We start from the raw sequence: 18,812 nt of genomic DNA on the forward strand, positions 1-18,812 counted from the left end.
ATGTCGCGCGCGCCCGGGGTGTTGTGGTCGTCCTTCTCCGGCAGCACGGTGCCGAGCACGGACACGCCGGTGCGCATCACGTCCATCGGGTGGGCGCTGGCGGGCACCCATTCGAGTGCGGCCTTGACGTTGGCGGGCAGGCCGCGCAGTGCCTTGAGCTTGGCCTTGTAGCCGGCGAGTTCGGCGCGGGTGGGCAGCTTGCCGTGCACCAGCAGGTGCGCGATCTCTTCGAACTCACAGGTCTCGGCGATGTCGAGGATGTCGTAGCCGCGGTAGTGCAGGTCGTTGCCGGTACGGCCGACCGTGCACAGCGCGGTATTGCCGGCGGTAATGCCCGACAGGGCGACGGATTTCTTCGGCTTCGGGGCGGCTAGCGGTTGCGCTTCGGACATGTGGGAGTCTCCTTGGGATGACTGTGCTGACTGACTATGCTTGCGATGATGAGTGCTGTGCTGGCGCACGGGCTTACTTGGCCTTGCCCTGGGCGAACAGCGCATCCAGTTTTTGTTCGTAGGCGTGATAGCCGATGCTTTCGTACAGTTCGGCGCGCGTCTGCATGGTATCGACCGCGTTCTGCTGCGTGCCATCGCGGCGGATGGCAGTGTAGACGTTTTCCGCGGCCTTGTTCATGGCGCGGAAGGCCGACAGCGGGTACAGGATCATCGACACGCCGGCGCTGCCCAGTTCGTCGCGGGTGAACAGCGGGGTGGCGCCAAATTCGGTGATATTGGCCAGCACCGGCACCTTCACTGCGTCCACGAACTTGCGGTACATGGCGAGGTCAGTCATGGCTTCGGGGAAAATGGCGTCGGCGCCGGCTTCCACGCAGGCCACGGCACGTTCGATGGCCTTGTCCAGGCCTTCCACGGCCAGCGCGTCGGTACGCGCCATGATGACGAAGTTCTCGTCGGTGCGGGCATCGACCGCGGCCTTGATGCGGTCGACCATTTCGCCCTGGGTGACGATCTCCTTGCCCGGGCGATGGCCGCAGCGCTTGGCGCCGACCTGGTCTTCGATATGCATCGCGCCCGCGCCGAACTTGATCAGCGACTTGGTGGTGCGCGCCACGTTGAAGGCGGAAGCGCCGAAGCCGGTGTCCACGTCCACCAGCAGCGGCACATCGCACACGTCGGTGATGCGGCGGACGTCGGTCAGCACATCGTCCAGGTTGGAGATGCCCAGGTCCGGCAGGCCCAGCGAACCCGCGGCCACGCCGCCGCCGGACAGGTAGATCGCGCGATAGCCCGCGCGCTTGGCCAGTAGCGCATGGTTGGCATTGATGGTGCCGACAACCTGCAGGGGATGCTCATCGGCAAGAGCCTGGCGGAAGCGGGCGCCGGCGGAGCGGGCCAGGTCGGAATTGGAGAAGGTCATGATGTTCGCTTGAGGAGTGGATGGGCTAATAGCGCAAGGGGTGTGCCAGCCGTGCCGGGCGGCGTTATCCAGGCCCCGCGGCGCTCGGCGATCCGGGCATTAGCCGTTGTCAGGCTTGGCCTGGCGGTGATTCATGGCATGTTGTCTGGCGCCATTGTGATGCAATGGACGCAAGCGTTTCATTCCAAATATGAAAGGATTGAATTTCAAAGTTGAAATGCACGCTGCCGGCGCGCACAATCACAAGATTAGCTTGCCATTGGCATCCGCACCGTTTTTTCCGCCCCCATGACTATCGGCCTTCCGTCTCCGATCACTGCTGCCGGCACCGGCAATGCCGCGCGCCCGCGCATCTGGGCCATCGGCATCAGCCGGCTGTCGCGGGCCTTTGCCGACCTGATTCCCGGCTATGCCGCCCAGGCCGAATTCCGCATCGTCGGCAAGGGCTACGCCGCCGCCGCCAGCGCCGTCGCACGAGAAGCGCGCGAAGGCCGGCTCGATGCCGTAGTGGCAGGTGGCTCCAACGGTGCCTACCTGCGCCAGCATGTGGATGTGCCCGTCGTGCTGGTCAAGGTGACCGGCTTCGATGTGATGAGTGCGCTGGCGACAGCACGGCGCATCTCGCCGAAGGTGGCGCTGGTGACCCACGCCGCCACCTATCCGGAGGTGGACGAATTCGTGCGCACCTTTTCGCTGGCTATCCCGGCGTACACCTACCTGACCGAGGACGATGCCGCTGCCCGCGTGAAGGCCCTCAAGCAAGAGGGCGTGCAGGTGGTGGTGGGGCCCGGCATGGTGACCGACCTGGCCGACAGGATTGGCCTGATCGGCGTGTTCCTGTACTCGGGCCATTCGGTGCGGGGCGCGCTGGAGGATGCCATCGAGGCGGCCAGGCTGCGCCGCATCGAGTCCGGGCGGCGCGACTACGTCAACACCATCCTGGCCCATCTCAACGAAGGCGTGGCCGCGGTCGATGCGGAAGGGCGCATCCAGACCTACAACCCGGCCATGGAGCGCTTTCTCGGCACCTCGCCGGCCGCCGCCCTGGGCCGCAAGCTGCAGACGCTGGCCCCCGGGCTGTCGCTCGACGGCGTGATGCAAAGCGGCAGCAAGGAACTGGAGGCCATCCACAAGCTCGGCGACAAGATGGTGGTGGTCAACCGCATCCCCATCGTGACCGAGACCGGCACCGCCGGCGCGGTGCTGACCTTGCAGGACGCCAATGCCATCCACCGGGTCGACCGCAACCTGCGCTCGCGCAGCCGCGCCCGGCCGGCCGGGGTGCGCTACAGCCTGGACGACCTGGCTGGCGCTTCCCCCGCCATGCATCACCTGCGCGAACTGGCGCGGCGCTACGCGGCGGTGGATTCCACCGTGCTGGTGGGCGGCGAAAGCGGCACCGGCAAGGAAGTGCTGGCCCAGGGCATGCACGACGCCAGCCCGCGTCGGGCGTTTCCTTTCGTGGCGGTCAACTGCGCGGCCTTCCCGGAAACCCTGCTGGAGAGCGAACTGTTCGGCTACGAGGAAGGCGCTTTCACCGGCGCGCGCCGTGGCGGCAAGGCTGGCCTGTTCGAATCCGCCCACAACGGCACGCTGTTCCTGGACGAGGTGGGCGACATGCCGCCCGCGCTGCAGACCCGCCTGCTGCGCGTGCTGCAGGAAAAGCAGGTGTTGCCGATTGGCGGGCTGGATGCCGTGCCGGTCAACGTGCGGGTGATCGCCGCCACCCACCGCAACCTGGGCGATCTGGTGCGGCAGGGCAGCTTCCGCCAGGATCTCTACTACCGCCTCAATATTCTGCGTATCGAGATGCCGCCGCTGCGCGAGCGCGCCGGCGACCTTCCCGAGCTGGCGGAACTGCTGTACCGCCGAGCCCAGGAACGCCTGGGGCAGCGAACGCCGCAGCCGTTGCCGCAGGCGGTGCGCGCAAGGCTGGCCGGGTATGCGTGGCCGGGCAATATCCGCGAACTGGAGAACGTGACCGAGCGCATTGCCGTGCTGGTGGCGGGGCGCAAGCTGGCCCCCAGGGATTTGCTCGATGAATTGCAGGCGGCGGCGCCGGAGCTGTTCGGCTCCGAGCCGGAATGCGATCCTGCGCCATCGAGCGGCGGCCTGCGGATCGTGGCGCGCAGGGGGGATGACGAGGAGGCCGGAGTCGGCTCGCTCGCGGGCGTGGCGCGCGCCAGCCAGGCCGAGCATATCCGGCGCGTGCTGGCCGAATGCGGGGGTAACCGCGCCGCCGCCTGTCACCAGCTGGGCATCAGCGCCACTACCCTCTGGCGGCGCCTGAAAGAGGCACCGTAGCCGGCCGGCACGGCTTCAGCGCCGTGCCACGCCGGGCTGCGGCGTCAGCCCCTTGGCCGCCAGCCAGTCCGCGTTGAACAGCCGCCCGGCATACAAGTCGCCGCGGTCGCACAGCAGCGTGACGATCGTGTGGCCCGGCCCCATCTCGCGGGCCAGCCACGCCGCCGCCGCTACGTTGATGCCTGACGAACCACCCAGCCACAGACCTTCCTCGCGCAGCAGCCGGTAGACCATGTCGACGCAACTCTGGTCGTCGATCCGCACCGCATCGTCGATCGGCGTGTCGGCGAGATTGGCGGTGACGCGGCTGGAGCCGATCCCCTCGGTGATGGAGTTGCCCTCGGCCTTGATGGCGTGGTGCTTGACGAAGTCATACAGCCCGCTGCCGTGGGGGTCGGCCAGCACGATGCGTACCGGCGGATTGCGCTCCTTCTCCTTCAGGAATCGCGCGACACCGGCCAGCGTGCCGCCCGTGCCGGTGGCGCAGACAAAGGCGTCGACCTTGCCGGCAGTGTCATGCCAGATTTCCGGGCCGGTGGTTTCGTAGTGGGCCTGGCGGTTGGCGAGGTTGTCGAACTGGTTCGCCCAGATGGCGTTTTCGGTCTGCTGGGCCAGGCGGCCGGCGATTTTCTGGTAATTGCCGGGGTCGGCGTAGGGCGCCGCCGGTACCGGGCGCACCTCGGCGCCGAGCAGGCGCAGGCGGTCCATTTTTTCGGGTGACTGCGTGTCGGGGATCACCACGATGCAGCGGTAGCCGCGCGTGGCGCAGATATGCGCCAGGCCAATGCCGGTATTGCCGGCGGTGCCTTCCACCACCGTGCCGCCGGGCTTGAGCACGCCGCGCCGCTCGGCGTCGCGGATGATGAAAAGCGCCGCGCGGTCCTTGACCGAGCCGCCCGGATTGAGGAATTCCGCCTTGCCGAGGATCTCGCAGCCGGTTTCCGTACTCAGGCCGGCTAGCCGGATCAGCGGTGTGTGGCCGACGGTGCCGACAAAACCGTCCTTGATGTCCATGATGCACTCCGAGCGTTGCGCTCCCGATGCGCTGGAGCGCTGGAGCGTCACTCAAAGTGATAGATCGGCGTGGGCGGAATGACAAGCCGCGCCATGGAGCCCAAGGGAGGACGGGCCAGGCTGCAGCTGAAAAAGTGGAATTTGAAACGCTCCTGCCTGACCGGCCCGGGGGTGACCGTCAGGCCGCATTCAACCACCGGAAACTGATATCGCCCTCCAGGAAGTCCTGCCGGGTAGCGTGAAAGTCACGCACATACTCGCTGTTGAGGTGCGATTCCAGCGCGTGCCGGGAATTCCATTCCATGTAGAGCACGAACACCTCGGCATCCTCGGCATCTTCTCCCACGTGGTAGCGCAGGCAGCCGGGTTCCATGGCGCCGCGCAGGCGCAGCGCGGCAAGCTTGGCAACCAGGACCTCTCGGCGGTGGGCCTTGGCGCGCGCGATTCCTACAAGCGTGTACGTTGTGGACATGGTGTGAGCGGCAAGCGTATGGCGGGCCATTGTAGCCGCGCGGCAGGGCCTTGGGCCGAATGCCCGAGGGCACTGGCTGGATATTTGCCCGGGTTGACAAGCCGGCCCGTGGGTGATGGCGGGGCGCGGCGTACCCGGCGTCAGTCCAATGTAATCCCCGCCGCATCACGGCAAGCGCCGCCACACTCCGCAAAAATATTGCCGCCAGCCCTAAAGTATCCCGATCCATTGCCGTTAAGCGACCACGCCTGAATCAATCTGTACGCGAGGAACTGGCATGCTGAAACGGATCAAGACCCAGCAGCTTCAAGTCGGCATGTTCGTGGCCAGGGTGGGCGGGCCGTGGCTTGAGCATCCCTTCTGGCGCTCCAGGTTCCTGGTGAACAGCCAGGAACAGATCGACCAGATGATTGCCTCCAAGGTCGAGGAGGTATGGATCGACCTGCTCAAGGGCAAGGGCGTGCCGCACGTGCCGCAAGTGGCGACAGGTTCGCTCACCGTGACACCCGTGGCCGACGAGCCTGCCGGCGCCGTGCCGCAGTCGGCGGTGCCGCTGGAGGTGGAGTTCGGGCTGGCCCGGGAGGTGATGAAGAACGGCAAGGCAGTGGTCGGGTCGATGTTCACCGACGCCCGCATGGGCCGCGCGCTCGAAGTGGAGGGCGCGCTGATGCTGGTCGAATCCGTTTCCAATTCGCTGACCCGCCATTCGCAGGCCCTGATCGCGCTGGCACGGCTCAAGGTGCGGGACGATTACACCTATCTGCATTCCTTCGCGGTCTGCGCGCTGATGATCGCGCTCGGGCGCACCCTCGGCCTGGACAAGGGCGAGGTGCAGCAACTCGGCCTGGCGGGCCTGGTGCACGATATCGGCAAGATCTCCATTCCCACGCAGGTGCTGCACAAGCAGGGCGACATGACTGCCGCGGAGATAGCGATGGTGCAGCGCCATCCTTCCGTCGGCTATCGCATCCTCAACGAGGCCAAGCTCTACAGCAACATCCCGCTCGATGTCTGCGTGCACCACCACGAGCGCATAGACGGCCGGGGCTATCCTTTCGGCCTGCACGGAAGCGAGATCAGCGTGCACGCCAAGATCGCCGCGCTGTGCGACACCTATGACTCGCTGACCTCCAACCGCCCCGGCCACCAGGCCTGGACGCCGGCGCGTGCGCTCGAATACATGGCGGTGCGTGTCGATACCTTGTTCGACCGCACCGTGTTCCAGGCTTTCACCAGGTCGATCGGCATCTATCCGCTGGGCACGGTGCTGCGGCTGCGCTCGGGACGGCTGGCGGTGGTGTTCGCGCAGAACGACAACGAGCCGCTGCGGCCGCGGGTCAAGGTGTTCTACTCGCTGAGCGAGGCCACGCACCTTGGTCCGCAGACGCTGGACCTGAGTGAGGCGGAAGACACCATCGTGGGTTTCGAGGACCCGGCGCAATGGGGGTTTCGCGACGAGCAGTTGCTGGAGCTCTGCGGGGCCTGAGGCCGCGCGGCAGCCGGGCCGCACGGATGTCCTTGCCGGGTGGGTAGAGGACTTGCGCCTCCGAGTCACCAGTTTGGCCACCACAGCCAAACCAGTTGCACTTTCGCGCAGCGCGCCTTGCCTGGCGCGCCAAAAGCAAACCGGCGCCATCGGCGCCGGCTTTCCCGCCACGGCAAGCGTAAACCGCTTACTGGACCTTGGCCTTTTCCTTGAGCGACTTCATCATCGCCTGGAACTGCTCGCGCTGCCAGTTCTGGTCGCCCATCAGCATCTGCACCAGCTGCGGCTTGACTTCCTCGAAGCTTGGGATCTTGGCGTCGCGCACGTCGTCGAGCTGGATGATATGCCAGCCGAACTGGGTCTTGACCGGGGTCTCGGTCATCTGGCCCTTCTTCAGCGCCGTCATGGCGGCGGAGAATTCCGGCACATAGCTGCTGCTGTTGGCCCAGTCGAGATCGCCGCCGTTGGCCGCGGAGCCGGGGTCCTTGGACGAGGCCTTGGCCAGGTCTTCGAACTTGGCGCCGGCCTTGATCTTGGCGATGATGGCGCGTGCGTCGGCTTCCTTTTCCACCAGGATGTGGCGTGCGTGGTATTCCTTGCCGCTGCCAAACTGGGACTTGATCTTGTCGTACTGCTTGTGCAGTTCGTCGTCGCTGGCGCCGTGGGTCTTGACGTAGTCTTCGAACACCGCACCGGCCAGCACGTTCAGCTTGGCTTGTTCGAGTTGTTCCTGAATGTCGTCGCGCTGGGTCAGGCCGCGCTTGTTGGCTTCCTGCAGCAGCAGCTCACGGTCGATCAGCATGGTGCGGGCACGGTCGCGCAGCTCGGTGCTGGGGGGCTGGCCGGTGCCGGCGATCAGCTTGTCCAGCTTGGCCGAGGGGATCGCCTTGCCATTCACGACGGCGGCGTTCTGGGCGAGGGCGGGCAAGCTGCCAGCGGCAAGCACAGCCGCCAGGCTGAACGAGAGGACTGTGGTCTTCATGGAATCAGGTCTGAGAGTTGCTCGAGGAATCGCGGGAGTTTTCGCGGGATTCAAGTTCTTGGTCGGTCAGCGCCGTCACCGCCAGCGCGTGGATTTGCGAGGGGAACAGATCGCGCAGCGCATCATACACCATGCGGTGGCGCGCCACCCTGGTGCTGCCGGCAAATTGCCCGCTGACGATGGTGACGTGATAGTGCCCGCCACCGGAGGCGGCACCGGCATGGCCGGCGTGCAGCGCGCTGTCGTCGCGCACCTCTACGCGGGAAGGGGAAAGGGCTGCGCGCAGCAGGGCTTCGATTTGTGCGGGTTCTGCGGCCATCGGCGAATGCATATCCTGGTGGATGTCCGGCCCCGGGGCCGGAAGCTCTGTCTTGGGGAGGGGCGCGGCGGGCAGGGCCCGCCAGGGCGCCAGCCTGGACTTACTTGGGGGTGTTTTCCTGCATGTGGCGCGACAGCCAGACGCTTTGCGCCAGGATGAACACCAGCATCAGGCCCATGCTGCCAAACAGCTTGAAGTTGACCCAGGCGTCGGTGGAGAACTGGTAGGCCACGTAGAGGTTGACCATGCCCATTACGGCGAAGAAGGCGGCCCAGGCGGCGTTGAGCTTGCCCCAGGCGGCTTCCGGCATGGTGACCTGCTTGCCCAGCATGGCCTGGATCAGGTTCTTGCGCCAGATCAGTGCCGACAGCGTCAGGGTGGCGGCGAACAGCCAGTACAGCACGGTGGGCTTCCACTTGATGAAGGTCTCGTTGTGCAACAGCAGCGTGGCGCCACCGAAAACCGAGATGATCGCCAGGCTGACCCACTGCATCGGCTCGACCTTGCGGTGGCGCAGCCAGACCCAGCCGATCTGCACCACGGTGGCGGCGATCGCCACCCCGGTGGCAGCGTAGATGCCCGCGAATTTGAAGGCGACGAAGAACAGGATGACCGGAAACAGGTCGAACAGGAATTTCATGCGGACTGGATTTATCGACGCAAGGTCGAGGACTGGTTGGCGGCGAACCGCCGCGTGGGCGGTTCGGGCTTAGCGCGGCGTGTCGGGCGATGTCGGTGCGGCGTCACCTGCTTCGAGGTCGGCGGCGGGGTCGCGCTCATCGAATTTTAGCGCAGCCGAGTTGATGCAGTAGCGCAGACCGGTGGGTGCGGGGCCATCTTCGAAGACATGACCCAGATGGCTGCCGCATTCCTTGCAGCGGACTTCCACCCGCACCATGCCGTGGCCGCGGTCGGTGTGCTCGTCAATCACTTCGCCGTTGATGGGGCGGAAGTAACTGGGCCAGCCGCAGCCGGCGTCGAACTTGGTGCTGGCTTCGAACAGCGGCGTGCCGCAACCGACACACCGGTAGGTGCCGCGTTCCCAGTGGTCCCAGTAGCGGCCGGTGAAGGGCCGTTCGGTGGCCGCCTCGCGGGCAACGCGATATTCGATGTCGGAGAGTTGCTCGCGCCACTCGGCTTCGGTCTTTTGCGTGGTCATATCCGGTTTTCCTTTCTGGTTGGCCGGTAAACAAACCGCCTTTCGGCTTTTCGTCACCCATGGCCAGTTGGTCGTACTCGACTGCCAAACCATACAAACCATACAGCGTGGCTGCGACCTTACGACGAACAGCTCACTTCCAGCCCCGCGGCCCAGTCCGGTGGCAGCGCGGCGTAGGCGTGCGCCTCGGGCTGCTCGTCAAAGGGGCGCGATAGCACGGCCAGCAGGCGGTCCACCTCGCTGAAATCGTTCTCGCGCGCGCGGCGGATGGCGGTTTCGGCCAGATGGTTGCGCAGCACATACTTGGGGTTGACCGCCAGCATGGCCACCGCCCGCGCGGCGTCGACGGAATTCTCGGCGCGCAGCCGGGCGCGGTACTTGTCGGCCCAGGCATCCCATGCCGCGCGATCCAGGAACAGGTCGCGCACCGGTGCATCCTGGCTGCCGTCGGCAGATGAGATGTGGGCGAGGTTGCGCCAAAACAAGGTGTAGTCCACGCGCTGGGTGTGGAGCAGCTCGAACAGGTCGGTCAGCAGCGGCTCGTCGTTCTCATCGCCGGCGCCAATCGGGCGCAGTCCCAGCTTGCCGCGGTATTGCCGGAAAAAGGCCGCGCCATAGCGTTCGCGGAACGGATCGAGCGCGGCGCGCGCGGCTTGTACCGCGGCATCGGTGGCGGCCTTGCCGGCTTCCCCGTCAACCTTGCCGTCGCCTTCGCGCCACAGCGGCATCAGCGCCTGGGCCAGGCAATGCAGGTTCCAGAACGCAACCTGCGGCTGCTGGCTGTAGGCGTAGCGGCCCTGCGAGTCCGAGTGGTTGCAGATATGGTTGGCGTCGAAGGCATCGAGGAAGCCGAAGGGGCCGTAGTCGATGGTCAGGCCGAGAATCGACATATTGTCGGTATTCATCACGCCATGGCAGAAGCCCACTGCCTGCCAGTGCGCCATCAGGTCGGCGGTGCGCAGCGAGACTTCGCGCAGCAGTGCCTGGTAGGGCTGCTCGTCCTCGCGGCATTCCGGCATGAAGCGGTCGATGACGAAGTCCGCCAGCTGGCGCAGCGCGCCAAGGTCTTCGCGCGCGGCGAAATGCTCGAAATGGCCGAAGCGGATAAAGGACGGTGCCATCCGCGTCACCACGGAGGCCGTCTCGATGGTCTCGCGCCGCACGGGCGCGTCCGAACCGACGATGCACATGGCGCGGGTGGTGGGCACGCCCAGCGCGAACATGGCTTCCGAGCACAGGTATTCGCGGATCGAGGAGCGCAGCACGGCGCGGCCGTCCGCCATGCGCGAATACGGTGTCATGCCGGCGCCCTTGAGCTGGATTTCCCAGGGACCGCTGGCGGTCCGGGCTTCCGCCAGGCGGATGGCCCGGCCATCGCCCAGTTGCCCCGCCCAGACCCCGAACTGATGCCCGGAATAGACGCTGGCGAGGGGATCCGCCCAGTCGGGCACGTGATTTCCTGCAAAAATTTCGATGAAGCTGCGCTGTGTTGCGTCATCCGCGTTCCAGCCCAGCAGGCCGGCCGCCGCCGGGGCCACGCTGACCAGCCTTGGCAAGGGCAGCGGTGTCGGCGCGAGCCGGGTAAAGAAGCGCGATCCCAGTTCGGCAAAGCCGGGCACGGTCGTGAATGGCGGCACCGTCGCGGCCGCGTCCGATTGGGCAGGGCTGGCGGCTTCTGGCAAGGCGCGGGAGGCGTCGGTCGGCTCGGGAGAGTTCACTGGGGCTCTACTGTGGGTGGCTGGGCACTGCAGCGCCAGCATGTCGATTTTGTCGCAAGTGCGCTTGCAGGCTAGGGAAAACGACATGTTGAGGCGCAACATGGCTGGCGGTATTGTACTTCCACGCCGTCATTTGCATCTCTGACCGCCGTTGTCACCACAATGTTTCCGGTTATCCCTTGAATCCCGCACCCGATGCACCGCGATGGGGCCGGGGCGCTGCCAGCCGGACGCCGGGATATGGCATTGCACAACGGATTCCCGTTGACGTTTCATCAAGGGATGGCAACAATCGGCCAAAAAATAGAACGGTTGTTCGTTTTTTGACTAAATTCGAAAAATTACAGGAGACTATTCCATGGCATTGATGGGTCAAATGATGTGCGAGCCCCTGCTCATTTCCTCCATCATCAAGCACGCCGCACGTCACTATGGCGGCACGGAAATCGTCTCGCGACGGACGGAAGGCGATCTGCACCGCTATACCTACCGCGACTGCGAGCTGCGCGCCCGCAAACTGGCCCAGGCCATTGCCGCGCTGGGCGTGCAGCCGGGCGAACGTGTCGGTACGCTGGCCTGGAATGGTTATCGCCACCTGGAGATCTACTATGCGGTGTCGGGCTCGGGGTCGGTATGCCATACCGTCAACCCGCGCCTGTTCCCCGAGCAGGTTGCCTACATCATCAATCACGCCGAAGACCAGTATGTCTTCTTCGACGCCACCTTCCTGCCGCTGGTGGAAGGCGTGGCGGCGCATTGCCCGGGCGTGAAGGGCTGGGTGATGATGAGCGATCGCGCGTGCATGCCGGCCGAGCCCAAGGTGCCGCTGATCTGCTACGAGGACCTGATCGACGCGCAGGATGGCAACTACACCTGGCCGCTGCTCGACGAGAACACCGCGTCCGGCCTTTGCTACACCTCCGGCACCACCGGCAACCCCAAGGGCGCGCTGTATTCGCAACGCTCCACCGTGCTCCATTCCTACGCCTCCGCGCTGCCGGACGCGCTGGGATGCTCGGCGCGCGATGTGATCCTGCCCGTGGTGCCGATGTTCCACGTCAACGCGTGGGGCCTGCCATATTCGGTGCCGCTGGTTGGCGCCAAGCTGGTGTTGCCGGGCGCCAAGCTCGACGGCGCCTCGCTCTACGAGTTGTTCGAGCAGGAGAAGGTGACCTTCTCGGCCGGCGTGCCCACGGTATGGCTGAGCCTGCTGCAGTACGTGCAGGCCAACAATCTCAAGTTCTCCACCTTCCATCGCACCGTGATCGGTGGCTCGGCGGCGCCGCCCGCCATGATCCGTACCCTCAAGAGCCTGGGCGTGGAAACCATCCACGCCTGGGGCATGACCGAGATGTCGCCGCTGGGCACGTCCTGCAGCCTCCTGGCGCGTCACGAAGGCCTGCCGGAAGAAGAGCGGCAGAAGGTCCAGGAAAAGCAGGGCCGCGCGATCTACGGCGTGGACATGAAGATCGTCGACGGCGATGGCAACGAACTGCCCTGGGACGGCAAGGCCTTCGGCGACCTGCTCGTGCGTGGCCCCTGGGTGATCGAGCATTATTACCGCAACGATGCCTCGCCCCTGGTGGATGGCTGGTTCCCCACGGGCGACGTGGCCACCATCGACCCCGACGGCTATATGCAGATCACCGACCGCAGCAAGGACGTGATCAAGTCCGGCGGCGAGTGGATCTCCTCGATCGATATCGAGAACGTGGCGTCCGCCCACCCCGCGGTGCAGATGGCGGCCTGCATCTCCTGCTATCACCCCAAGTGGGATGAACGGCCGCTGCTGGTCGTGGTGAAGCGGCCCGGCGCCGAGGTGACGCGGGAGGAATTGCTCAAGTACTTCGAGGGCAAGGTCGCCAAATGGTGGATTCCTGACGATGTGGCGTTTGTCTCCGAGATTCCCCTTACCGCCACCGGCAAGATGCAGAAACTCAAGCTGCGCGAACAATTCAAGGACTACCGCCTGCCGGCGGCCTGACCTCAGGGCAAGGCGGGCATGGGGCCGCCAATCCTTGCCGGCCCATGTGGCCAGCACTTGCAGGAAAGCTTTGCGGCGCGCCGGGGTTTCGGGAGGGGGCGCCGCCGCGAATCGGGCATGACCACCAACAATAAAACCGAAGGAGACAAGCATGATCAGATTGCGTCCGCTCATGGCCGCCACGGCCATTTTCGCGGCAATGGGTTCCGGGGTCGCGGCTGCCGAAACGGTAAAGATCGCCTTCATCGATCCGCTGTCCGGCCTGATGGCGCCGGTGGGTCAGAACCAGCTCAAGAGCTTTCAGTACGTCGCCGAGATCGCCAACCAGAAGGACTGGGGCGGCGGCAACAAGTTTGAAGTGGTCGGCTTCGACAACAAGCTGTCGCCGCAGGAGAGCCTGACCATTCTCAAGCAGGCCGTGGACCAGGGCATCCGCTATATCGTGCAGGGCAACGGCTCCTCGGTCGGCATGGCGCTGGAAGACGCGGTGGCCAAGCACAACGAACGCAATCCGGGCAAGGAAATCGTCTACCTGAACTACGCCGCGGTGGACCCGGACATGACCAATAGCAAGTGCAACTACTGGCATTTCCGGCTCGACGCCAACTCCGACATGAAGATGGAGGCGCTGACCACCTTCCTGGCCAAGGATCCCAGCGTCAAGAAGGTCTACCTGATCAACCAGAACTACTCCTTCGGCCACCAGGTGGCGCGCGCCGCCAAGGAGTACCTGAAGCGCAAGCGCCCGGATATCCAGATCGTCGGCGACGACCTGCACCCGCTGGCGCAGGTCAAGGACTTTGCCCCATACGCGGCCAAGATCAAGGCGTCGGGCGCCGACACCGTGATCACCGGCAACTGGGGCAGCGACCTCGCGCTGCTGATCAAGGCCGGCAAGGATGCGGGCCTGACCACGAAGTACTACACCTATTACGCCGCCACCACCGGCGTGCCGACCGCCATGGGCCCATCGGAGGCAGGGCATGTCAAGTACGTCGGCTACTACAACCCCAACAACAAGGGCTTCAAGGGCGGCGATATCGTCGAAGGCTTCAAGAAGAAGTACAACGATGACTTCTACGTGATGGCCGCCTACACCGGTATTGCCATGCTGGGCAAGGCGTTCAAGGACACCAAGTCGACCGATCCGGTCAAGGTGGCCAAGGCGCTCGAAGGCCAGAAGGTGGACAGCATGAATGGCACCGTGGAGATGCGCGGCTCGGACCACCAGGCCCAGCAATCGCTGGTGGTGGCCACCTGGACCAAGGTCGATGGCAAGGAAGTGAAGTTCGACCAGGAAAACACCGGCTTTGGCTGGAAGACCGATGCGCTGATGGACCAGTACGTGGCTGCGCAGCCGACTTCCTGCCAGATGAAGCGCCCGGGCTAAACCTGCGCCTGGCGGGCGGCGCGGCCAGATCCGGCGCGCAGCCCGATCCTGCATACTTCGGCCGTGCCGCCCCGGGCGAGTGACGCGCACCCGCGTTGATCCGTATCCAGGCCGGCCACCGGCAGCCAGCGGGCTGTCCGGCGTCAGAATGAAGGATATGTTGTGGAATTCTTCGTCATTTCCATGTTGAACGGCATCAGCTACGGGCTGCTGCTGTTCATGCTCTCTTCCGGGCTTACGCTGATCTTCAGCATGATGGGCGTGCTGAATTTCGCGCACGCCAGCTTCTACATGCTGGGCGCCTATTTCGCTTACACCATCGCCAGCAAGATCGGCTTCTGGCCGGCGCTGATCTTCGCGCCGCTGCTGGTGGCAGGGGCAGGAGCGCTGGTGGAACGCTTCGGGCTGCGCACCGTGCACAAGTATGGGCACGTGGCCGAGTTGCTGTTCACCTTCGGCCTGGCCTACCTGATCGAGGAAGGGGTCAAGCTGGTATGGGGCCTTGCCGCCGTGCCTTACCGCATCCCGGCCGAGCTGGATGGCCCGCTGTTTACCGTATTCACCTCCTCCTTCCCCAAATACCGTGCCTTCATGATGCTGGTGTCGCTGGCCATGCTGGTGGCGATCTACCTGGTACTCACCCGCACCCGCATCGGGCTGGTGATCCAGGCCGCCTTGACCCATCCCGAGATGGTCGAGGCGCTTGGCCACAATGTGCCGCGCGTGTTCATGATGGTCTTCGGCGGCGGTGCGGCGCTGGCAGGGCTGGCCGGCGTGATCGGGGGCAATGCCTTTATCACCGAGCCGTCGATGGCGGCTGCCGTGGGGTCGATTGTCTTCGTGGTGGCCGTGGTGGGCGGCATGGGGTCATTGGTGGGGGCGTTCATCGCCTCGCTGCTGATCGGCGTGCTGCAGACCTTCGCCGTCACGCTCGATGCCTCGCTGGCCGGTTTGCTGGGCTCGATCGGCCTGCAGATTACCGACAGCACGCCGCTGTCTTCGCTCTGGAAGCTCACGGTGGCGCAGGTTGCCCCGGTCCTGCCGTATTTGTTGCTGGTGGTGATGCTGATTTTCCGCCCGCGTGGTTTGATGGGTACCCGGGAGGGCTGACAGCATGGAGACGACAATGCAACAACGCCGCGAGACGGTCGTGACCGGCCGCACCATGCGCTATCGCCCGCTGAACCTGGCGCGCTGGATCATCTGGGGGCTGACCGCGTTCCTGATGCTGGTGATGCCCCTGTTCTTCACCGGCGGCTTCGCCATCACGCTGATGTCCCAGATGGGCATCATGATTATTTTCGCGCTGTCATACAACATGCTGCTCGGGCAGACCGGCATGCTGTCGTTCGGCCATGCCGTTTATGCGGGCCTGGGTGCGTTTATCGCCATCCATGTGCTCAATATGGTGGGCGCGGGCAAGGTGTGGCTGCCGGTCTCGCTGCTGCCGGTGGTGGGCGGCCTGGCCGGCGCCTTTTTTGGCGTGCTGTTCGGCTACGTCACCACCAAGAAATCCGGCACCACCTTCGCCATGATCACCATGGGCATCGGCGAGATGGTGTTCGCCAGTTCGCTGATGTTCCCCGATTTCTTCGGCGGCGAAGGCGGCATTTCCACCAACCGCATGGTGGGCGACCCCGTGTTCGGCATCACCTACGGACCGGGGCGGCAGGTGTACTACCTGATTGCGGTGTGGTGTCTGCTGTCGATGGTGGCAATGTACGCCTGGACCCAGACACCGCTTGGCCGTATTGCCAACGCGGTGCGCGACAACCCGGAGCGGGTCGAGTTCATCGGCTACAACACCCAGCGCGTGCGCTACCTGGTGCTGATCCTGTCGGCCTTCTTTGCCGGTATTTCGGGCGCGCTGTCGGCCATCAACTTCGAGATCGTGTCGGCGGAGAACGTCAGCGCGGTACGCTCGGGCGGGGTGCTGCTGGCAGCCTTTATCGGTGGCGCGGGCGTCTTCTTCGGGCCGGTGATTGGCGCCGTGGTGTTCATCCTGTTCGCGGTGGCGCTGTCGGACCTGACCAAGGCGTGGCTGCTGTACCTTGGCCTGTTTTTCGTGCTGATGGTCATGTTCGTGCCGGGCGGCATCGCCAGCCTGCTGGTGATGCAGGTGCCGCTGCTCGCGCGCGGCAAGCTGCGCCGCTTGCTGCCCGACTATGGCCGCGCCGCGGCCGCCGGGCTGGTGCTGCTGGCCGCGGTGATCCTTACCGTGGAACTGGTCTACAAGGTGCAGGTGGACAGCGCCAATGGCACCGGGATGTCGCTATTGCACATCGCTTTCGACGCCGGCACCGTCGCGCCGTGGCTGGTGGCAGCGGTATTGTGGGTGGCTGGCCTGCTGGCCTGCCGCGCCGCGCGCACGCGGGTGCGCGCCACCTGGGACAGGGTACAAGCCGAAATGGCGGGAGGTACGGCATGAGCGCCGCGCTGGAATTGAACGATGTGCGCAAGAAGTTCGGCCAGACCGAAATCATCCGGGGTGTCAACCTGACCATCCCCAAGGGTGAGCGCCATGCGCTGATCGGCCCCAATGGTGCCGGCAAATCGACCACCTTCAACCTGATCTCGGGCCGCTTCGCGCCCAGTTCGGGCTCGGTCAAGCTCAGCGGGCAGGAGATCGGCGGGCTGCAGCCCTTCGTGATCAATCGCATGGGGCTGTCGCGCAGCTTCCAGATCACCAATATTTTTCACCGGCTGTCGGTATTCGAGAACCTGCGCTGTGCGGTGCTCTGGTCGTTGGGATACAAGTACTCGTTCTGGCATCGCCTGTCGGAGCTGCGCGACGCACGCGAGCGTGCCGACGAAGTGCTGGAGCTGATCGGCCTGCATCACCGTCGCAATACGCAGGCCAGCTTGCTCACCTATGCCGAGCAGCGCGCGCTGGAGATCGGCATCACCATCGCCGGCGGTGCCGAGGTGATCCTGCTGGACGAACCCACGGCCGGCATGAGCCGTTCGGAGTCCGACCACGCGGTGGAGCTGATTCGCCGTGTGACGGTGGGCAAGACGCTGGTGATGGTGGAACACGACATGAGCGTGGTATTTGGCCTGGCCGACCGCATCTCCGTGCTGGTCTATGGCGAAGTCATCGCCACCGATACCCCCGAGGCCATCCGCGCCAACTGCAAGGTCAAGGAAGCCTACCTGGGCACGACCCTCGACGAACCTGCCACCGAAGGAGCGCACTGATGGGCAAGCGCATGCTGGACGTGCAGGGCCTGCACGCCTACTACGGCAAGAGCCACATTCTCCACGGCGTCGACGCGCACATCGACGAAGGGGAGATCGTCGCGCTGCTGGGCCGCAACGGGGTGGGACGCTCGACCATGGCCAAGGCCATCCTCGGCATGGTCAAGGCCGAAGGCTCGGTGCGCTTTCGCGACGAGGAGATCCTCGGGCGGCGCACTTTCGAGATTGCCCACCTCGGCGTGGGCTACGTGCCGGAAAACCGCGACATCTTCCCCACGTTGACGGTGCGCCAGAACCTGCTGCTGGGGGAAAAGCGCAACCCGCGCCAGTCCAAGCCCCGCTGGACGGTGCAGGATATGTACAACATGTTCCCGCGCCTGAAGGAACGCGAGAACACGTCCGCCGGCGTGCTCTCCGGCGGCGAGCAGCAGATGCTCACGCTGTGCCGCACCCTGATGGGCGACCCCGACCTGGTGCTGATCGACGAGCCCACGGAGGGGCTGGCCCCGATGATCGTCACACTGGTGGGCGACTACCTGAAGACGCTCAAGGAGCGCGGGGTGTCGGTGCTGCTGATCGAGCAGAAGCTGGCGATCGCGCTGGATATCTCCCAGCGGGTCTATGTGATGGGGCACGGGCACATCGTGTTCGAAGGCTCGCCACGGGATCTCAAGGCGAATGCGGCAATTCGCAAGGAATGGCTGGAAGTGTAGGGGAGGACGTTTTTTTGCGCTTCCAGCTGCGCCAGCAGCTGGAAGCGCTAACGCCGTCTCGCCGACGCAAGCTGCCTGGCTTTTCCACTCGCGCACCGGTGATGAACTTGCCGCTGGCCTAAAGGTCCAGCGGCGCATCCTTGGGTGCGGCGATGAAGCTCTGCGCCGACAGGATGGCGTGGCCGGCAAGGGTGGCGGGGTAGACAGGCGCGGCGGCCGTCTGCGCGGCGGCGGGCAGGGCCCAGGCGGCAGCGGTGATGGCAATAACGGCAGTGACGGTCGCGGACGGGAACGTGCGCATGTAGGCGAACAATAGAGAGGAAAGACCGCTACGATGCATGAGCTGCGTGACGGCGGCATGAAAGGAGTGTGACGACAGCGTGACGAACCAATGTCTCGAACTGACAACAGCGTACGCGCCAGCCCGATGCCGTCGGGCCTCAAAGAGCGTTCTGCGACAATATTTGCACGGGTCAACGCCATTCAGACGGGTTCCGTCTTGATCGTGCCTTGGGTATCCGGGTTCAGGTCAGTGACATGCGGATCGCCAAATTGCACGAGATAGGCATCGCCGTAGTCGACGCGTACCTCTCGCGCCGGGTTCTCCGGAGCGAACAGATTGTCCAGTGCAACAAGGGCCGCGATCGCTTCGGTTCTCGGTTTCCCGTCCTTGTCGAGCATCGAGACGTCGAAGCCCAT

At 65.0% G+C, this 18,812-nt stretch carries 19 protein-coding genes; 8 read left to right on the forward strand and 11 right to left on the reverse strand.

The genetic code is table 11. From position 1 onward, the window contains the following. A partial coding sequence (locus AC1DQ3_RS34995) for a citrate/2-methylcitrate synthase (RefSeq protein WP_477124674.1) occupies positions 1-392 on the reverse strand: 392 nt, incomplete at its 3' end. A 73-nt stretch (positions 393-465) separates the two neighbouring features. Then, positions 466-1,374: a methylisocitrate lyase gene (gene prpB, locus AC1DQ3_RS35000; protein ID WP_477124675.1), complete on the reverse strand. Its 909-nt coding sequence runs from the start codon at positions 1,372-1,374 to the stop codon at positions 466-468. A gap of 288 nt (positions 1,375-1,662) precedes the next feature. Between prpB and prpR the strand changes: the two genes are divergently transcribed. Further along, complete coding sequence (gene prpR / locus AC1DQ3_RS35005) at positions 1,663-3,678, forward strand: propionate catabolism operon regulatory protein PrpR (RefSeq protein WP_477124676.1); 2,016 nt, start codon at positions 1,663-1,665, stop codon at positions 3,676-3,678. A 15-nt stretch (positions 3,679-3,693) separates the two neighbouring features. Here prpR and AC1DQ3_RS35010 read toward each other — a convergent pair whose 3' ends face one another. Then, positions 3,694-4,692: a cysteine synthase A gene (locus AC1DQ3_RS35010; RefSeq protein ID WP_477124677.1), complete on the reverse strand. Its 999-nt coding sequence runs from the start codon at positions 4,690-4,692 to the stop codon at positions 3,694-3,696. 178 nt (positions 4,693-4,870) lie between these two features. Further along, positions 4,871-5,164, reverse strand: coding sequence for a putative quinol monooxygenase (locus tag AC1DQ3_RS35015; RefSeq protein ID WP_477124678.1), 294 nt, complete (start codon positions 5,162-5,164; stop codon positions 4,871-4,873). Between the two features lie 277 nt (positions 5,165-5,441). Here AC1DQ3_RS35015 and AC1DQ3_RS35020 point away from each other — a divergent pair, with 277 nt between their 5' ends. Then, a complete protein-coding gene (locus tag AC1DQ3_RS35020) occupies positions 5,442-6,650 on the forward strand; it encodes an HD-GYP domain-containing protein (protein WP_477124679.1) in 1,209 nt (402 codons plus the stop codon). A gap of 187 nt (positions 6,651-6,837) precedes the next feature. Here the strand turns inward: AC1DQ3_RS35020 and AC1DQ3_RS35025 are convergent, their stop codons facing one another. From AC1DQ3_RS35025 to AC1DQ3_RS35045, 5 genes are all read right to left on the reverse strand, one after another. Further along, positions 6,838-7,632 carry a peptidylprolyl isomerase gene (locus tag AC1DQ3_RS35025; protein WP_477124680.1) on the reverse strand — a complete coding sequence of 265 codons (795 nt, stop codon included), beginning with the start codon at positions 7,630-7,632 and terminating at the stop codon, positions 6,838-6,840. Positions 7,633-7,636: 4 nt separating this feature from the next. Continuing rightward, complete coding sequence (locus AC1DQ3_RS35030; RefSeq protein WP_477124691.1) at positions 7,637-7,951, reverse strand: BolA family protein; 315 nt, start codon at positions 7,949-7,951, stop codon at positions 7,637-7,639. Positions 7,952-8,051: 100 nt separating this feature from the next. Next, positions 8,052-8,591, reverse strand: coding sequence for a septation protein A (locus AC1DQ3_RS35035; protein ID WP_477124681.1), 540 nt, complete (start codon positions 8,589-8,591; stop codon positions 8,052-8,054). Positions 8,592-8,660: 69 nt separating this feature from the next. Continuing rightward, positions 8,661-9,110: a peptide-methionine (R)-S-oxide reductase MsrB gene (gene msrB / locus AC1DQ3_RS35040; RefSeq protein WP_477124682.1), complete on the reverse strand. Its 450-nt coding sequence runs from the start codon at positions 9,108-9,110 to the stop codon at positions 8,661-8,663. Positions 9,111-9,229: 119 nt separating this feature from the next. Next, positions 9,230-10,792 (reverse strand): protein adenylyltransferase SelO, encoded by a 1,563-nt coding sequence (locus tag AC1DQ3_RS35045; protein WP_477124692.1) that lies wholly within the window; start codon positions 10,790-10,792, stop codon positions 9,230-9,232. Between the two features lie 394 nt (positions 10,793-11,186). Here AC1DQ3_RS35045 and AC1DQ3_RS35050 point away from each other — a divergent pair, with 394 nt between their 5' ends. The 6 genes from AC1DQ3_RS35050 (at position 11,187) to AC1DQ3_RS35075 (ending at position 18,113) form a co-directional block, all read left to right on the forward strand. Further along, on the forward strand, positions 11,187-12,812 hold the full coding sequence (locus tag AC1DQ3_RS35050) for a 3-(methylthio)propionyl-CoA ligase (RefSeq protein ID WP_477124683.1): 1,626 nt from the start codon (positions 11,187-11,189) through the stop codon (positions 12,810-12,812). A gap of 151 nt (positions 12,813-12,963) precedes the next feature. After that, on the forward strand, positions 12,964-14,202 hold the full coding sequence (locus AC1DQ3_RS35055) for a branched-chain amino acid ABC transporter substrate-binding protein (protein ID WP_477124684.1): 1,239 nt from the start codon (positions 12,964-12,966) through the stop codon (positions 14,200-14,202). A 162-nt stretch (positions 14,203-14,364) separates the two neighbouring features. Next, positions 14,365-15,312 carry a branched-chain amino acid ABC transporter permease gene (locus tag AC1DQ3_RS35060; RefSeq protein ID WP_477124685.1) on the forward strand — a complete coding sequence of 316 codons (948 nt, stop codon included), beginning with the start codon at positions 14,365-14,367 and terminating at the stop codon, positions 15,310-15,312. A gap of 4 nt (positions 15,313-15,316) precedes the next feature. Then, positions 15,317-16,630 (forward strand): branched-chain amino acid ABC transporter permease, encoded by a 1,314-nt coding sequence (locus AC1DQ3_RS35065; protein ID WP_477124686.1) that lies wholly within the window; start codon positions 15,317-15,319, stop codon positions 16,628-16,630. Next, positions 16,627-17,400, forward strand: a complete 774-nt coding sequence (locus tag AC1DQ3_RS35070; protein WP_477124687.1) for an ABC transporter ATP-binding protein — start codon at positions 16,627-16,629, stop codon at positions 17,398-17,400. Before AC1DQ3_RS35065 ends, AC1DQ3_RS35070 begins: the two co-directional genes overlap by 4 nt. Continuing rightward, complete coding sequence (locus AC1DQ3_RS35075) at positions 17,400-18,113, forward strand: ABC transporter ATP-binding protein (RefSeq protein WP_477124688.1); 714 nt, start codon at positions 17,400-17,402, stop codon at positions 18,111-18,113. Before AC1DQ3_RS35070 ends, AC1DQ3_RS35075 begins: the two co-directional genes overlap by 1 nt. A gap of 118 nt (positions 18,114-18,231) precedes the next feature. Here the strand turns inward: AC1DQ3_RS35075 and AC1DQ3_RS35080 are convergent, their stop codons facing one another. Next, positions 18,232-18,453, reverse strand: coding sequence for a hypothetical protein (locus tag AC1DQ3_RS35080; RefSeq protein WP_477124689.1), 222 nt, complete (start codon positions 18,451-18,453; stop codon positions 18,232-18,234). 143 nt (positions 18,454-18,596) lie between these two features. Beyond that, on the reverse strand, positions 18,597-18,812 hold a 216-nt coding region (locus AC1DQ3_RS35085; RefSeq protein WP_477124690.1), incomplete at its 5' end, for a hypothetical protein.

The sequence above is a fragment of the Cupriavidus sp. 01T418 genome (genome assembly GCF_056398885.1).

Excerpts from the sequence above, each read along its gene's own strand:
- prpB (WP_477124675.1), bottom strand. The coding sequence starts at position 1,374 with ATGACCTTCTCCAATTCCGACCTGGCCCGCTCCGCCGGCGCCCGCTTC.
- prpR (WP_477124676.1), top strand. The coding sequence starts at position 1,663 with ATGACTATCGGCCTTCCGTCTCCGATCACTGCTGCCGGCACCGGCAAT.
- AC1DQ3_RS35010 (WP_477124677.1), bottom strand. The coding sequence starts at position 4,692 with ATGGACATCAAGGACGGTTTTGTCGGCACCGTCGGCCACACACCGCTG.
- AC1DQ3_RS35015 (WP_477124678.1), bottom strand. The coding sequence starts at position 5,164 with ATGTCCACAACGTACACGCTTGTAGGAATCGCGCGCGCCAAGGCCCAC.
- AC1DQ3_RS35020 (WP_477124679.1), top strand. The coding sequence starts at position 5,442 with ATGCTGAAACGGATCAAGACCCAGCAGCTTCAAGTCGGCATGTTCGTG.
- AC1DQ3_RS35025 (WP_477124680.1), bottom strand. The coding sequence starts at position 7,632 with ATGAAGACCACAGTCCTCTCGTTCAGCCTGGCGGCTGTGCTTGCCGCT.
- AC1DQ3_RS35030 (WP_477124691.1), bottom strand. The coding sequence starts at position 7,951 with ATGGCCGCAGAACCCGCACAAATCGAAGCCCTGCTGCGCGCAGCCCTT.
- AC1DQ3_RS35035 (WP_477124681.1), bottom strand. The coding sequence starts at position 8,591 with ATGAAATTCCTGTTCGACCTGTTTCCGGTCATCCTGTTCTTCGTCGCC.
- msrB (WP_477124682.1), bottom strand. The coding sequence starts at position 9,110 with ATGACCACGCAAAAGACCGAAGCCGAGTGGCGCGAGCAACTCTCCGAC.
- AC1DQ3_RS35050 (WP_477124683.1), top strand. The coding sequence starts at position 11,187 with ATGGCATTGATGGGTCAAATGATGTGCGAGCCCCTGCTCATTTCCTCC.
- AC1DQ3_RS35055 (WP_477124684.1), top strand. The coding sequence starts at position 12,964 with ATGATCAGATTGCGTCCGCTCATGGCCGCCACGGCCATTTTCGCGGCA.
- AC1DQ3_RS35065 (WP_477124686.1), top strand. The coding sequence starts at position 15,317 with ATGGAGACGACAATGCAACAACGCCGCGAGACGGTCGTGACCGGCCGC.
- AC1DQ3_RS35070 (WP_477124687.1), top strand. The coding sequence starts at position 16,627 with ATGAGCGCCGCGCTGGAATTGAACGATGTGCGCAAGAAGTTCGGCCAG.
- AC1DQ3_RS35075 (WP_477124688.1), top strand. The coding sequence starts at position 17,400 with ATGGGCAAGCGCATGCTGGACGTGCAGGGCCTGCACGCCTACTACGGC.
- AC1DQ3_RS35080 (WP_477124689.1), bottom strand. The coding sequence starts at position 18,453 with ATGCATCGTAGCGGTCTTTCCTCTCTATTGTTCGCCTACATGCGCACG.